The 13,888-nt window shown below is 68.4% G+C and carries 14 protein-coding genes; 9 read left to right on the top strand and 5 right to left on the bottom strand.

Going from position 1 to position 13,888, the window contains the following annotated elements; genetic code table 11:
- Positions 1-160: 160 nt before the first annotated feature.
- Both ACIOTO_RS07655 and ACIOTO_RS07660 read right to left on the bottom strand, forming a co-directional pair.
- Positions 161-1,264 (bottom strand): hypothetical protein, encoded by a 1,104-nt coding sequence (locus ACIOTO_RS07655; protein WP_400857290.1) that lies wholly within the window; start codon positions 1,262-1,264, stop codon positions 161-163.
- Positions 1,261-2,229: a hypothetical protein gene (locus tag ACIOTO_RS07660; protein WP_400857292.1), complete on the bottom strand. Its 969-nt coding sequence runs from the start codon at positions 2,227-2,229 to the stop codon at positions 1,261-1,263. The genes ACIOTO_RS07655 and ACIOTO_RS07660 overlap by 4 nt, the downstream gene beginning before the upstream one ends.
- A gap of 33 nt (positions 2,230-2,262) precedes the next feature.
- Between ACIOTO_RS07660 and ACIOTO_RS07665 the strand changes: the two genes are divergently transcribed.
- The gene (locus ACIOTO_RS07665; protein WP_400857293.1) at positions 2,263-2,862 is read left to right on the top strand and encodes a GNAT family N-acetyltransferase; all 600 of its coding nucleotides are present in this window, start codon (positions 2,263-2,265) and stop codon (positions 2,860-2,862) included.
- A gap of 49 nt (positions 2,863-2,911) precedes the next feature.
- On the opposite strand, the gene ACIOTO_RS07670 is transcribed toward ACIOTO_RS07665, so the two are convergent.
- On the bottom strand, positions 2,912-5,263 hold the full coding sequence (locus ACIOTO_RS07670) for a sulfatase-like hydrolase/transferase (RefSeq protein WP_400857294.1): 2,352 nt from the start codon (positions 5,261-5,263) through the stop codon (positions 2,912-2,914).
- Between the two features lie 137 nt (positions 5,264-5,400).
- Here ACIOTO_RS07670 and ACIOTO_RS07675 point away from each other — a divergent pair, with 137 nt between their 5' ends.
- Positions 5,401-5,757, top strand: a complete 357-nt coding sequence (locus ACIOTO_RS07675) for a hypothetical protein (RefSeq protein WP_258134253.1) — start codon at positions 5,401-5,403, stop codon at positions 5,755-5,757.
- A 107-nt stretch (positions 5,758-5,864) separates the two neighbouring features.
- On the opposite strand, the gene ACIOTO_RS07680 is transcribed toward ACIOTO_RS07675, so the two are convergent.
- Positions 5,865-6,452 carry an Lrp/AsnC family transcriptional regulator gene (locus tag ACIOTO_RS07680; protein ID WP_237682566.1) on the bottom strand — a complete coding sequence of 196 codons (588 nt, stop codon included), beginning with the start codon at positions 6,450-6,452 and terminating at the stop codon, positions 5,865-5,867.
- A gap of 150 nt (positions 6,453-6,602) precedes the next feature.
- On the opposite strand from ACIOTO_RS07680, the gene ACIOTO_RS07685 reads away from it, so the two are divergent.
- Genes ACIOTO_RS07685 through ACIOTO_RS07705 form a run of 5 tightly spaced genes read left to right on the top strand, consistent with a single transcriptional unit; the run spans position 6,603 to position 11,817 of the window.
- Entirely contained in the window at positions 6,603-8,186 is a 1,584-nt protein-coding gene (locus ACIOTO_RS07685) for an ABC transporter substrate-binding protein (protein WP_372467735.1), read from the top strand.
- Positions 8,187-8,197: 11 nt separating this feature from the next.
- Positions 8,198-9,259 carry an ABC transporter permease gene (locus ACIOTO_RS07690; protein WP_105712016.1) on the top strand — a complete coding sequence of 354 codons (1,062 nt, stop codon included), beginning with the start codon at positions 8,198-8,200 and terminating at the stop codon, positions 9,257-9,259.
- Positions 9,256-10,167 (top strand): ABC transporter permease, encoded by a 912-nt coding sequence (locus ACIOTO_RS07695; RefSeq protein WP_105712017.1) that lies wholly within the window; start codon positions 9,256-9,258, stop codon positions 10,165-10,167. The genes ACIOTO_RS07690 and ACIOTO_RS07695 overlap by 4 nt, the downstream gene beginning before the upstream one ends.
- Positions 10,164-10,985, top strand: a complete 822-nt coding sequence (locus tag ACIOTO_RS07700; protein ID WP_029273986.1) for an ABC transporter ATP-binding protein — start codon at positions 10,164-10,166, stop codon at positions 10,983-10,985. Before ACIOTO_RS07695 ends, ACIOTO_RS07700 begins: the two co-directional genes overlap by 4 nt.
- Positions 10,978-11,817, top strand: coding sequence for an ABC transporter ATP-binding protein (locus tag ACIOTO_RS07705; protein ID WP_105712019.1), 840 nt, complete (start codon positions 10,978-10,980; stop codon positions 11,815-11,817). Before ACIOTO_RS07700 ends, ACIOTO_RS07705 begins: the two co-directional genes overlap by 8 nt.
- Before the next feature lie 199 nt (positions 11,818-12,016).
- Here ACIOTO_RS07705 and ACIOTO_RS07710 read toward each other — a convergent pair whose 3' ends face one another.
- Positions 12,017-12,721 (bottom strand): hypothetical protein, encoded by a 705-nt coding sequence (locus tag ACIOTO_RS07710; protein ID WP_400857296.1) that lies wholly within the window; start codon positions 12,719-12,721, stop codon positions 12,017-12,019.
- Between the two features lie 228 nt (positions 12,722-12,949).
- Here ACIOTO_RS07710 and rpsF point away from each other — a divergent pair, with 228 nt between their 5' ends.
- Positions 12,950-13,318 carry a 30S ribosomal protein S6 gene (rpsF, locus tag ACIOTO_RS07715; protein ID WP_029264265.1) on the top strand — a complete coding sequence of 123 codons (369 nt, stop codon included), beginning with the start codon at positions 12,950-12,952 and terminating at the stop codon, positions 13,316-13,318.
- Between the two features lie 5 nt (positions 13,319-13,323).
- Complete coding sequence (locus ACIOTO_RS07720; RefSeq protein ID WP_029264266.1) at positions 13,324-13,839, top strand: single-stranded DNA-binding protein; 516 nt, start codon at positions 13,324-13,326, stop codon at positions 13,837-13,839.
- Positions 13,840-13,888 lie beyond the last annotated feature (49 nt).

Below are 13,888 nucleotides of genomic sequence, written 5' to 3' on the forward strand. Positions count from 1 at the left end.
CATTCGGGTATACGCCCAGCAGTGTCAGTCCCCAGCTGACGGTGGGCGGGGCGGCTCAGCCGCCATGCGGAGGGAGAGTCGATCTTCTTTCGATCCCGAGGGGGGATGGGGTGGGAGTTCGGTCCCCAGCCGACACCCACCCCCACACTCGGACTCCGCCTCAGTTCATGCGACTCATGAACCAGAACGCCGCGAACACGATCACGATGATCAGCGGCAGCCACGTGCCGCCGCGCTTGAGCCGTCTTCCCTGCGGAGCGACCCCCGGCGGAGGCGTGAGCAGGCCCGCCGGCGCAGCGAACGGCAGCGCCTGGCCCGGAACCGCAGCAGATGCCGTGGCGCCCGGGTTCTCGGCGACCAGGCGCTCGTCGCGCCACCGCGCCCACTGATCGAACTTCGTCAGCAGCGCGCCGACCGCGCCGAACAGCCAGGCCCAGGTCGCGGGATCGAGCGTCGACACCTTGCGCTGCGTGTACAGGAAGAGCCAGTCGTCGACGATCTCGACGTCGAGCTGCGCGGCGTTGTCGATGAACCGCGCCATGATGTCGGGCGTGAACAGGTAGAGCGCATCGCGTTCGTAGCCGGCCGGGCAGTACAGGGTGAAGTGCTGGTCGAAGTCGCCCTCGAGCGACAGCCGCTGCTCCTTGTGGAACGAGGCGGGCAGGTTCGAGCCGAATCCGTTGTTGCCCTTCGCATCGAGCACGATGTTCGGCAGCGGCACGTCGAGCTTCACCGCGACATAGCCCCAGCGGTAGGTGGTCGAGTTCTTGCCCGACTGCACCGTGTACTGGTAGTTGCCGAACTCCACGAAGCGCGGCCTCGTGCCCCGGAGCAGGTCGGTCGACTGCCGCGACCGGCCGAGGCTGAAGATCATGCCGGGCAGGGGAGGGTCGGCCACCTTCGGCTCGTACGACATGCCGTTCGCCTGCGCGAACCGATGCAGCCGGTACCGCGTGGCCTGCGCGTTGCGCACGCCCATCCAGATCATGACGCCCGCGGCCGCCAGCAGCAGGACGATCAGCACCAGCGGGATCGCCATCGCCGAAGGGCTTCCGCCGAGCGACGCGATGCTCACGATCACGCTGACCATGACCGGGATCAGTACGACCGCGGCGATCGCCACGGCGACGATGCCGATGACGGTGGATGCCGACGTCCGCGACGACGGACGCGAACGCAGCTCCGCGGCGAAGGCCCGCACGGCGGCCGTATCGACCGGGTCGGTGAGCGGTCGCGCGTCGAAGGTCGCCTGCGGCGAGGTCATCGGTTCACCGTGTCGGCGTCCCAGGTGAGGTCGGCGCCCCCCGGGATCACGAAGGCCTCGAGCCGCTCGTCGGCGCAGAGCGCGCCGATCAGCGCGGGGGAGCCGGCCACGATCGTCGAGTCGAAGTCGACCTCGCTCACCATCACCCAGGCGTGATCCTCGGGCCACAGCAGGCTCGGGCTCTGGGGCGGCCGGGGGAACCCGCGCTCTTCCGCGATGCGATCGCGCCACGGAACCTGCCGGGCCCACTCCGGGTCGGCGAAGGCGCGCGGCGGCGCCGAGAACAGCACGTGATCGCGCATCGGGAGCCGGAGGCGCGGCCCCTCGGAGATCTCGCGCGAGAGGATGCCCTCCTGCCAGGTGGGTTTGCGGAAGACGTTGTTGAACGGATCGTGCGTGCTGCGATCGAGCATCGCCTGATGGTTCGGGTCGTCCGTGAAGGTCGGGGAACCGCCGGACGGGGTGATGCCGTAGAAGCCGAACAGATCGCCGCGGCCCTCCCAGAGCGCGGCGTAGCCGGCATCCGGAGTCTGCGTGTGGTCCACGAGGTGCGTCGCGATGGCCGCCAGGTGCTCCGGGGCGAGCTCGCCCTCCAGCGGGGCCGAGAACTCGCGACCGTCCGGAGCGATCCGCGTCCGCCAGTCCCCATCCGTCGGGGTCCGCACGATCCGGTGCCACTGCGCCAGCGGGTGCAGGGTCGTGTCGAAGGTGGCGGCCGTCTGCGCCCAGGTGGCCGGCTCGTCCACGAACCGTCCGACGAGCGCCTGCTGCTCGGCTTCGGGCAGCCGGTCCCACTCGTCCGAGGTCGGCACCGCACGGTCCGGGAGCGAGCGGACGATCGCCGGATGCAGGATCCGCGCATAGGCGGCGAAACCGCGCGGGACCACCGAATGCATCGTCTCGAGGTCCGTGTCGAGTCGCTCGCGCACCCAGGCTCCCGCCGAGGGATCAGACATCCACTCCATGCGACCACGCTACCCGGCCGTAAGGTGAGACCCGTGTCCCCGACAGCCGCGCCTTCGTCCCGTGCGTTCGCCCCGGAGTATCCGATCCGCACCGAACGCCTGATCCTGCGTCCGATCACCCCCGATGACGCCGCCGCCATGCACACCTACAAGTCCGACCCGGATTCCGTGCGCTACGTGCCCTACGGGCCGCTGGAGTTCGCCGACATCGAGCGGCGCATCGCCACGATCTGGTCGAACACGCGCTTCGACAACGAGGGCGACGCCGTGAGCCTCGCCGTCGAGGAGCGTGGGACCGGCGCGCTCGTCGGCGACGTGGTGCTGTTCTGGCGCAGTGAGAAGGACCGTGCAGGCGAGGTCGGCTACATCTTCGACCCTCGCGTCGCCGGCCGCGGCTACGCGACCGAGGCCGTCGCCGCACTGCTCGCGCTCGGCTTCGACGGACTCGGCCTGCACCGCATCGCGGCACGGATCGACGACCGCAACACGGCATCCGCGCGGATCGTCGAACGGCTCGGCTTCCGGCGCGAAGCGCGGTTCGTGGAGAGTGAGTGGTTCAAGGACGAGTGGGCGACCCTGCTCGTCTACGCGCTCCTCGAAGACGAATGGCGCGGTCGTGACGGCGGGAAATGACGAGACGGCGTGCGATCGGTGATCGCACGCCGTCTCGGGCCGCCTTCGGCTACTGCTTGAGCATGGCGACCTTGAGCCTGTGCTCGTCGTCGATCAGGTGGGAGTGGTCGTCGTCCCCGAGGTCGATGCGCACCCATTCGATCGTGCCCGTGAATCCGTTTCCGGTCGCGCCGTAGTCGGGCGACACCGGCGAGGCCAGGTCGCAGCCGACGTCGACCGTCTCGTCGAACGTGAACTGGAACGGGATCGTCTTCTCGACACGACCCTCACCGATCTTCTGCTCGCCGGCATAGAGGGTGACCGTACCGCCCTTAGCGAGCCCGCCACCGTCGTACGCGAAGTGGGCGCGCACCTCTTGTTCGCCGGTCGGGACCGGGGAGTCGGAGCGCACGATGTCGACATCGATACCGAGCAGGTTGTACGCGAAGGCGAGATTGCCGTCCTTCGCATAAAACGACCAGCCGCCGTAGGCGCCGCCCTGGGCGATGAGCACGCCGTCGGCACCCGCATCCGGCACCGAGACCTGCGCGGTGACGGTCCACGACTTGTTCTTGATGTTGATCGTGGTGTTCTCGCTCATGCGCTTCATGCCGGGGTAGAACTTCTGCGTGTTGCTGAGCGAGAGGACGGGACGGCCCGCGAGGTCGGGATTGAACCTCTCGGCGGTGCGGATGTCGAGGGGCAGCACGTTGAAGCGCGCGGCTTGAATGAGGAAGAGCTGCTGCAGGTGCGCGAGCCTCTCGGGCTCCTGCTCCGCGAGATCGTGGGACTGGGTCCAGTCCTCGTCGACGTTGTAGAGCTCCCAACGGTCGTCGTCGAGTCCGTGGTCCGATCCGAGCCACGGGTCCTTGTGCTTCGCGACGGCCGTCCACCCCTTGTGATAGATCGCGCGGTTGCCGACCATCTCGAAGTACTGCGTGATGTGTCGCTCATCCGCGTCCGCATCCGCGAACGTGTAGTTCATCGGCGTCCCCTCGTAGGGACGCTGGGTCACACCGTTCACGCTCGTCGGTTCGGGGATACCTGCCGCCTCGAGCACGGTCGGGGCGACATCGATGACATGCGAGAACTGATTGCGGATGCCGCCCTTCTCCACGCCGCCGTTCGGCCAGCTGACGATCGTGCCGTTGCGGGTGCCGCCCCAGTGGCTGGCGACCTGCTTCGTCCACTGATACGGGGTGTCCATCGCGTGTGCCCAGCCGACCGCGTAGTGGTTGTACGAGCTCGGCGTGCCGATGTCATCGATGTGATCGGCGACGTACTGCTCGGTCTCGATCTCGTTCATGTGGTTGATCGTGAAACCCTCGTTCGTCGTGCCGTGCATCGAACCCTCGGCGCTCGCGCCGTTGTCGCCGATGATCACGTAGACGAGCGTGTCGTCGAGGATGCCGAGCTCTTCGTACGCGTCGAGCAGGCGACCGACATGGTGGTCGGCGTAGGCGAGGAACCCGGCGTAGACCTCCATCTGCCGGGCCAGGGCCGGCTTGATCAGGTCACTCATCTCGTCCCACGCGGGAATGCCGGGGCTGCGCTCGGTGAGCACCGCGTCGGGGGGGATGACGCCGAGCTCGAGCTGACGGGCGAAGGTCTCCTTGCGGATCTCGTCCCAGCCCTGATCGAACTGGCCCTTGTACTTGTCGGCCCACTCCACGGGAACGTGGTGTGGAGCGTGCGTGGCACCGGGGGCGAAGTAGGTGAAGGCGGGCACATCGGGGGCCAGCATCTTCTGCTCTCTGGTCCACGCGATCGCCTTGTCGGTCATGTCGCCCATGAAGTGATAGCCGTCTTCGGGCGTGCCCCAGGGTTCGATGGGCGTCGTGTTCTCGTAGATCGCGGGGTACCACTGATTGGTCTCGCCGCCGATGAAGCCGTAGAAATACTCGAAGCCGTTGCCGGGGCTCGGCCAGCCGTCGAACGGGCCGATCGCGCTCGCCTGCCACACCGGCACCTCGTGGCACTTGCCAAACTGCGCCGTGTTGTAGCCGTTGAGCTTGAGCGTCTCCGCCAGCGGCGCGCAGCTGTTCGGTCGCAGCGAGCTGTATCCGGGCGCCGAAGTCGCGATCTCGGTGATGCCGCCCATCCCGACCGTGTGGTGATTGCGGCCACTGAGCAGGGCGGCTCGAGTGGGCGAGCACAGGGCGGTCGTGTGGAAGCGCGTGTACTTCAGCCCCGCGGCCGCGACGCGCTCGAAGTTCGGCGTGTGCACGGGGCCACCGAACGCGCTGGATGCGCCGAAGCCGGTGTCGTCGATGAGCACGACCAGCACGTTCGGTGCTCCCGCGGGCGGTCGCACCGGGGTGATCGGAGGGAACGCGGTATCGGGGTCGGTCGCGTCGTAGGTGACCGTGCCGGTGTACGCCAGGTCGGGGATCGGAAGGCTGGAACGCTGCAGATCGGACATGAAACTCCTACGGCTCTCGGCGACGGGGCACACGTCGCCTCTTGCGGCACAGCCTAAGGACGGCGGCGAGGAGCCCGGCGGCCGGATCACCCGGTGCGGGTGACCGGTGTCCGACGGCATCCCGCATAATCGAGGGTGTGACTGCGACAGCAACCCTCCCCTCCCTCGACGGCCGCCGCTTCCGGATGGTTTCGTCCACGACATCCGCGGTCGATCCCGAATCGCCCAGCATCTTCGAGTACTTCGAGCGCGACGGCGCGATCTGGGGCGGATACGAGGGAGACACGGTCACGTTCGGCAAGTTCGTCGGCACGCGCACCGGCGACACGATCTGGGTGTCTTTCGTGCACGTGCTCAAGGCCGACGGCACCGTGGTGACGGGGGATGGCGAGAGCGAGCTCGAGCTCACCGACGACGGCGGCATCCGCCTGGTCGAGCACTACGAGATGCACGGACTCCCGCAGCTCAGCGTGTGCGAGGAGATCGCGGCCTGACGCCGCGCCCCGCGTGCGCCGAGGGGGCCGGACCAGTGCGCTGAGGGGTCAAGACACGCCGAATCACGGCGTGGGGATGCGGCGTTTCTTGACCCCTCAGCGGGGGCTCAGCGCGGGGGCAGCGCGTCCCGTCCGGCGGTGGCCGGCGTCCAGCGCGTCATCCCGAGCGGGATCTCGGTGCTGCGCTCGGGCAGATCGGCCGGCAGCAGGTAGGGCCGGCGGATCACCTCGTCGAGCACGACGACGCTGACCACGGTCCGCACCTCCGGCAGTTGCGCGATGACCCCGGTGGAGAACTCGTGTACGCCGCTCACGTCGACGGCGCGGATCAGCAGCATCGCGTCGTGCTCTCCGGTGGTGATGGCGCACCACTCGACATCGGGCATCTCGAGCACTCGCTCGCGGAACGACGCCCAGGCCTGCGGCATCACCGTGACGAACACGAGTGCGCCGATCGAGAGTCCGGCCTTGGCCTGATCGACCCGGGCGCTGAAGCCCGTGATGACGCCGTCGTGCACCAGCGACTCGACCCGTGTGTACGCACTCGCGCGGGAGATGCCGACCTTGTCGGCGAGAGCGGCGATCGAGACGCGACCGTTATCACGCAGCACATCGAGGATTCTGTATGCCGTCTCGTCCAATGGGGCGGCACTTCGTCCAGAATGCTTCGACTGATCCGCATCCTTGCTGGACATATTGCTCCTCACGACCGACGTTCTGGACAGAGCGTGCGGGGACCACGCCCACTCGCTGGACACATCGTCGCATATGATGCGAATCTGAACCCCGGTCGTCCACATCGGTGGCGACTCACCCGAATGTACTCCTCGCCCCTGGAGGTCCTCATGTCGTCACGCCGTATCACGCCGGTCATCGCGCTCGGAGCGGTCGCGATCTTCGCGCTCGCCGGATGCTCGGGAGGGAACTCGGCCGGCAACGGTGACTCCGCCGGCTCCGACTCGCTCGTCATCGACACCGCGTTCTCGATCGAGACGGCCGACCCGGGGCACACCTACGACCCGACCGGCAACATGATCGCGAAGGCGCTGTACGAGACCCTCGTCGACTTCGAGGGCTCCGACGTCTCGACCCCGGTGCCCGGACTCGCCTCGTGGGAGCAGAACGACGAAGCGACCGAGTTCACGTTCACGCTCGAGGGTGACCGCGTCTTCTCCGACGGCTCGCCGATCGAGGCGAAGGACGTCGTCTTCTCGCTGCAGCGCATCCAGGGCATGGCCGACGCCAAGCCGAACTTCCTGCTCGGCGGCCTCACCATCACCGAGGTCGACGACAAGACGATCCAGATCACGTCGGAGACCCCGCTGCTCCAGCTGCCCGCGATCCTCGCGAACCCGGCGCTCGGCATCGTCAACTCCGACGTGGTGATCGAGAACGGCGGTACGACCGACGGCACCGACTCGGCGCAGAAGTTCCTCGACGGCGAGTCCGCGGGTTCCGGTCCCTTCGTCCTCGACACCCTCGACCTCAGCTCGCAGGTCGTGCTGACGAAGAGCGACGAGTACAACGGCGACGAGGAGGCGGCGTTCACGCGCGTCGTCGTCCGCAACGTCTCCGAGAGCGCCACGCAGCTCGCGAACCTCAAGGGTGGCGACTCGATGGTCGCCATGGACCTCAACGGCGACCAGGTCGCCGGCCTCGGTGACGGCGTCACGGTCGACTCGGTCCCCTCCGGGCAGACCATCTTCCTGCTGCTGAACCAGTCCGAGGCCGTCGCCGGTGAGCTGGCGAACGTCAAGATGTCCGAGGCGATCCGCTACGCGCTCGACTACGACGCGCTGCTCGAACTGGCCGGCGCCGGCTCCGTGCAGGCGACCGGCGTCATCCCGCCCGGATTCGAAGGCGCCCTGGAGTCCGGCGTGGATCAGGACCTGGACAAGGCCGAGGCGGCACTCGCCGAGGCCGGTTACACGGGTCAGACCCTTCAGCTGAAGTTCCCGAACGACTACCCGGTCGGCGGCGTGGAATTCACCCCGCTCGCCGAGCGCATCCAGGCGCAGCTCGAGGATGCCGGCATCACGGTGGAGCTGGCCCCCGCGCCCTTCGCGACCGAGCTCGACTCCTACGTCAACGGCACCGAGGGCTTCGGCCTGTGGTTCTGGGGTCCGGACTACGCGGACTCCGCGAACTTCCTGCCCTTCGCGCCCGGACTGAAGGTCGGACTCCGTGCCGGTTGGGCTGCTGAGGCCAACCCGGAGATCGCCGGAATCGCCGCGGGCGCCGCCGCAGCGACCGACCCCGAGCAGCGCACGGCCGCGTTCACCGAGTTCGCCGAGGCGATGCAGGCCGAGGGCCCGTTCGTCCCGCTGATCGTCCCGGGTCGCAACATCTCGTCGGCCGACAGCGTGAGCGGTGCGGTGTACAACTCCGTCTGGGAGATGGACATCGCCGAGATCACGCCCGCCGGCTGAACGGAAATCCCATGACGACAGTGGCGGTGCAGAGGCAGGCGCAGCGGCGCCGATCGCCTCTGGTCGGATACCTGCTGCGGCGGGCGGGCACGTCCCTGCTCCTGCTGGTGGGCGTGACGATCGTGACGTTCGCGCTCACCAACCTGGTGCCGGGAGACCCGGTCTCGGCGGCGCTCGGTGAGGGCGCCTCGCAGAACCCGGCGACGCGCGAGGCGTTCATCAAGGCGAACGGACTCGACCAGCCACTGTTCGTGCAGTACTTCATCTACATGGGGAACCTGCTGCGCGGGGACCTCGGCACGTCGCTGGTGACCGGACGCCCGGTCACCAGCGACCTCGCCACCGCGGTGCCCGCGACCATCGAGATCGCGATCGGCGCGATCATCGTCAGCCTCGCGGTCAGCATCGTGCTCGGCACCCTCGCCGCCTACCGTCGCGGCCTCGTCACCGACCAGGTCATCCGCGTCGTCACCCTGGTCGGGTTGAGCGTGCCGACCTTCTGGCTGGCGCTCGTCAGCTTCTACGTCTTCTTCCTCGAGCTGCGTATCGCCCCGGGATCCGGCCGCATCTCGCCGTCGATCACGCCGCCGCCGCGCGTGACGGGCCTCTACACGGTCGACTACCTCCTGAACGGCGACGCGGTCGGCTTCTTCGACGCCCTCGCGCACCTCGCGCTGCCGGTCATGGTGCTCTCGCTCGTGACGATCGGACTGCTCACCCGCTTCATCCGCACCTCGGTGCTCGAGGTCCTCGGCAGTGACTACGTGCGCGCCGCCCGGGCCAAGGGGCTCCCCGCCATGCGCGTGATCCTCGACTACGTGCTCCGCGGAGCCTCGCTGCCGATCCTCACCGTGGTGGGTGTCGCGTTCGGGGCCCTGCTCTCGGGCACGGTGCTCGTCGAGTCGGTGTTCGCCTGGCCGGGGCTCGGCACCTATGCCTACAACTCCGCCGCGAACCTCGACCTGCCCGGCATCATGGGCGTCGGTCTCGTGGTCGGCATGATCTACCTCCTCATCAACTTCATCGTCGACATCCTCTACGGCGTGCTCGACCCGAGAGTGAGGATCGCATGAGCCGCATCGCCGCCGCCACGCCCGCCGGCCGCTTCCGCTTCCGCTGGCCCCGCGCCTGGCGCACCCCGCTCGGCATCATCGGCACCGTCATCGCGGGCGCCTGGGTGATCGTGGCCTTCACCGCGCAGTGGTGGGTGCCGTATCCGCCGAACGCCCAGGTGCTGCCTCGCCTGCAGGCGCCGGGCATCGACACGCTGCTGGGCACCGACGGCAACGGCCGCGACATCTTCTCGCGTCTGATGACGGGTGCGACCGTGAGCCTGCCGCTCGCGCTCATGCTCGTGATCGCCGCGATGATCATCGGCACCGTCATCGGCGCCGTCGCCGGCTACTTCGGCGGCTGGGTCGATGAGACCCTGATGCGCATCACCGACCTGTTCATGGCGTTCCCGACCGTCATCCTCGCGATGGTGGTCGCGGCCTCGCTCGGCCCGTCACTGTTCAACGCGGTGATCGCGGCGATCGTGGTGTCGTGGCCCCAGTACTCCCGCGTCACCCGCAGCATCGTGCTGGGTCTGCGTGGACAGAACTACGTGATCGCCGGACGACTGCTCGGGCACTCGCCGGCCCGCACCCTGTTCGTCGACATCCTCCCGAACATCGCCGGGCCCGTGCTGGTGCTCGCGACGCTCGACATCGGTGCGGCGATCCTGCTCCTCTCCGGACTCTCCTTCCTCGGTCTCGGCGCACAGCCGCCGACTGCGGAGTGGGGGTCCATGATCTCGGGTGCGATGCAGAACTTCGACGCCTGGTGGCTCGGGGTGTTCCCCGGCCTCGCGATCCTCACGGTCGTGCTGGCGTTCAACTTCCTCGGAGATGCGATGCGCGATGTGCTCGACCCGACGGCCGAGATCACGCACGAGAAGGCCGCGGAGCACAAGGCGTCGGCGACGGGGGTGGCGGCATGACCTCCGTGCAGGGAGCCAGTGTGCTCAGCATCCGCGACCTGACCATCGACATCGGCCGTCCGCTCGTGAAGGGTGTCTCGCTCGAGCTCGAGGCCGGTCGCATCCATGGCCTCGCCGGCGAATCCGGATCGGGCAAGACGCTGACCTCGCTCGCCGTGCTGGGGTTGCTGCCCCGGCAGGCGAAGACCGGCGGATCGATCCTCCTCGGCGGCGAGGAACTCGTCGGCCTCAAGCGCCGCTCCCTCAACCGTGTGCGCGGCAAGCGCATCGCGATGGTGTTCCAGGATCCTTCCGCGTCGCTGCACCCGCAGCTGCCGGTCGGCCGCCAGCTCACCGACCACATGCGTGTGCACCTCGGGCTCAAGGGCGCGGCGGCACGAGAACGGGCGATCGAACTGCTCGAGACCGTGCAGGTGCCGAACCCCGCCGAGGCCCTCAAGCGCTACCCGCACCAGTTCTCCGGCGGACAGCGCCAGCGCATCGCCATCGCGTGCGCCTTGGCCTGCGACCCCGAGGTGCTGCTGGCCGATGAGCCGACAACGGCCCTCGACGTCACCGTGCAGGCCGGCATCCTGCAGCTGCTGCGCGACCTCGCGGTGGAGCGGAACCTCGCCGTGCTGCTCGTGACGCACGACCTCGGTGTGATGAGCGCGATCGCCGACCGGGTGGCCGTCATGAAGGACGGACGGGTGGTCGAGCTCGCCGATCGCGAGACGCTGTTCCTCGACCCGCAGCACGACTACACGCGGATGCTGCTCGCGGCTCTGCCGGGTTCGCGCATCGATGAGGCACCGGAAGGGCAGGCCGCAGATGAGTGAGGTCCGAGTCCTCGACGCGCAGGACGTGGTCGTGCGCTACCCCGGCAACCCGCCCGTGATCGCCGTGAACGGTGTGTCGATCAGCGTCGCCGCCGGGGAGACCGTCGCGCTCGTCGGTGAGTCCGGCAGCGGCAAGTCCAGCCTCGCCCGCGCCGTCGTCGGCATCGAGAAGACCGCCGGCGGAACGGTGCTCTTCCGCGATGAGCCCGTGGCACCGCTCGGCATCCGTCGTCGGCCCACCGCGATGACCGGCATCCAGATGGTGTTCCAGGATCCGGCGACGTCGCTGAACCCCCGCCGCCGAGTGGGCGACCAGATCGCCGACGGCATCGCGACCGCCCGTGCGCGCGGAGCCGAGGGATCGACCGTGGATGAGTGGCTCGAGCGCGTCGGCCTGCCGACGACCGTGAGCACTCGCTTCCCGCACCAGTTCTCGGGTGGGCAGAAGCAGCGCATCGCGATCGCCAGGGCGCTGGCCGCGCGGCCATCGCTCCTCGTCGCCGATGAGCCGATCTCGGCACTCGACGCCTCGACGCAGACGAGTGTGGCAGGCCTGATGCGTGACCTGGTCGCGGAGTCGGGAGCCGGGATGCTGTTCATCTCGCACGACCTCGCGGTGGTCCGCCGCATCGCCGACCGCACGTTCGTGATGTTCGGCGGGCGCGTGCTCGAGTCGGGGCCGACGGACCAGCTCTGGGCGGCGCCGCAGCATCCGTACACGCAGGCTCTGCTGGCGGCGATCCCGGAACCCGACGGTGCCGGCCGCATCCCCGCCGCGCCTTCGGTCGATGACCGCACGGTGTGGGCCGAGATCCCGCCGGTCATGTACTGAGCGCGTGACACGAAGGAGATCTCCCGACCTGAAGGACCGGATCGGGCACGAGCTCCTTCAAATCGCGCGATCTCCTTCATTCCGCGTGACCCGGAGTTCCGCGTGACCCGGAGTTCCGCGTGACCCGGAGCCTCGCGGGGATCCCCGAACGCACTGCGGGCCGAGGCGAATAGCCCCGGCCCGCAGCATCAGCTCCGCATCAGAGCGGTGCGACGATGTCCTGCTTCACGTCCCACTCGGTGATCTCCATCGCGACCTCGACCGACTGGCCGTCGAGCGAGGCGGTGCTGGTCGACGCGAGGTTGACGTAGTCCGCCGTGACCTCGAAGACGACGTCGACCGTGGTGCCCTGCTGGTCGATCGTGCCGGTCAGGAGGAAGACCTCCTCGCCCAGGCGCTCGCCGGTGCCGGTCACCGTGAACTCGCCGGTCATGGCCTCGGCGGCGGCAGCCGGGTCGAGCGACGTGACGTCGGCGGCGGCGGCGCTCAGCGCGGCGATGACCGGGTCGCTCGACTTCGGATCCGCGACCTGCCACTCGCTCGTCGCGGACTTCACCCAGACGTCGTCGCCGATGGCGACCAGCGAGCCGGCCGGAGAGATCGACTCGAGGGCCTTCTCAGACGGGTTGAACTTCGCCGTCGACTCGATGCCCATGACATTGGTCTTCGCCGCGTATCCGGCGGTGTCCGACATGGCGTCGGCGATGCAGGCGCCCAGCGCCTTGCCGTCGACGGTCGCGTCCACCTTCAGCTCAGGGCACTCCGTCGCCGGAGCCTCGGCCTCCTGCGAAGCACCGCTGCTGGGCTTCGACTCAGCCGGCTTGTCCGATCCGCCCGACGAGCATCCGGTGAGCAGCACGGCGGCGGCGAGAATCACGCCGACCCCCCATTTGTTGACGCGCATTGGCGTCCCCCCTCTGGTCGAGTGCCTGATGACCGTCACCGGGCACGCCCTCCAGCATGCCAAGGGTGGGCGCCGACCCGTGCGGGCGACACGGAGGAATCTCCGCTAGACTGTCGAGGTTGTCTGCTTTCCGGCGTCCATTCGGGATTCCTGGGGCGGGCACGTGCACACACCCTCCTGCTCCCGGGAAAGTCCCGAGAGCCGTTCTAGTCCGAAGGAGGTGGGTAAGTGACGCACCAGTACGAACTCATGGTCATTCTGACTCCCGAGATCGACGAGCGCCAGGTCGCACCTACGCTCGACAAGTTCCTGAAGGTCATCACCAACGATGGTGGCTCGATTGACAAGGTCGACATCTGGGGTAAGCGCCGTCTGGCCTACGAGATCCAGAAGAAGAACGAAGGCATCTACGCCGTCGTCAACTTCACCGCTACCAGCGAGGCCACGCAGGAGCTCGACCGTCAGCTGAAGCTGAACGAGCAGATCATGCGCACCAAGGTCCTCCGCTCGGAAGAGGCTCAGGCGATGGTCGCTTCGGAGGCCAAGCGCTCCGAAGAGAAGGCTGCTCGCAAGGCCGCCAAGGCTGCGAAGGCCTGACGTCCATGGCCGGCGAAACCGTCATCACCGTTGTGGGAAACCTCACGGCCGACCCCGAGCTGCGCTACACGCAGAACGGGCTGCCGGTGGCGAACTTCACCATCGCTTCGACGCCTCGGAACTTCGACCGTGCCGCGAATGAGTGGAAGGACGGCGATGCGCTGTTCCTCCGTGCATCCGTCTGGCGCGAGTTCGCCGAGCACGTGGCGGGTTCGCTGACGAAGGGCATGCGCGTCATCGCGCAGGGCCGTCTGCGTCAGCGCTCCTACCAGGACCGCGAGGGCAACCAGCGCACCGCGATCGAGCTGGAGGTCGACGAGATCGGCCCCTCGCTCCGGTACGCGACCGCGCAGGTCACCCGTGCGGCCTCGACCGGCGGTGCCGGCGGTGCCGGTGGCGGCGGACAGGCTCGTCCCGCGCAGCAGCAGGTGTCGGAAGAGCCGTGGTCGACCCCCGGTTCCTCGACGAGCGCAGACGCCTGGAGCACTCCGGGCAGCTTCGGCGACGACACCCCGTTCTGAACAACTTCTGGATCCGGCCGCCGAGCTCGTCTCGGAAACCGGCATCCGC

Source organism: Microbacterium sp. NPDC087592 (assembly GCF_044743585.1).
GTDB lineage: Bacteria > Actinomycetota > Actinomycetes > Actinomycetales > Microbacteriaceae > Microbacterium.

Excerpts from the sequence above, each read along its gene's own strand:
- ACIOTO_RS07720 (WP_029264266.1), top strand. The coding sequence starts at position 13,324 with ATGGCCGGCGAAACCGTCATCACCGTTGTGGGAAACCTCACGGCCGAC.
- ACIOTO_RS07700 (WP_029273986.1), top strand. The coding sequence starts at position 10,164 with ATGACCTCCGTGCAGGGAGCCAGTGTGCTCAGCATCCGCGACCTGACC.
- ACIOTO_RS07685 (WP_372467735.1), top strand. The coding sequence starts at position 6,603 with ATGTCGTCACGCCGTATCACGCCGGTCATCGCGCTCGGAGCGGTCGCG.
- ACIOTO_RS07680 (WP_237682566.1), bottom strand. The coding sequence starts at position 6,452 with ATGTCCAGCAAGGATGCGGATCAGTCGAAGCATTCTGGACGAAGTGCC.
- ACIOTO_RS07695 (WP_105712017.1), top strand. The coding sequence starts at position 9,256 with ATGAGCCGCATCGCCGCCGCCACGCCCGCCGGCCGCTTCCGCTTCCGC.
- ACIOTO_RS07710 (WP_400857296.1), bottom strand. The coding sequence starts at position 12,721 with ATGCGCGTCAACAAATGGGGGGTCGGCGTGATTCTCGCCGCCGCCGTG.
- ACIOTO_RS07670 (WP_400857294.1), bottom strand. The coding sequence starts at position 5,263 with ATGTCCGATCTGCAGCGTTCCAGCCTTCCGATCCCCGACCTGGCGTAC.
- ACIOTO_RS07690 (WP_105712016.1), top strand. The coding sequence starts at position 8,198 with ATGACGACAGTGGCGGTGCAGAGGCAGGCGCAGCGGCGCCGATCGCCT.
- ACIOTO_RS07660 (WP_400857292.1), bottom strand. The coding sequence starts at position 2,229 with ATGGAGTGGATGTCTGATCCCTCGGCGGGAGCCTGGGTGCGCGAGCGA.
- ACIOTO_RS07655 (WP_400857290.1), bottom strand. The coding sequence starts at position 1,264 with ATGACCTCGCCGCAGGCGACCTTCGACGCGCGACCGCTCACCGACCCG.
- ACIOTO_RS07705 (WP_105712019.1), top strand. The coding sequence starts at position 10,978 with ATGAGTGAGGTCCGAGTCCTCGACGCGCAGGACGTGGTCGTGCGCTAC.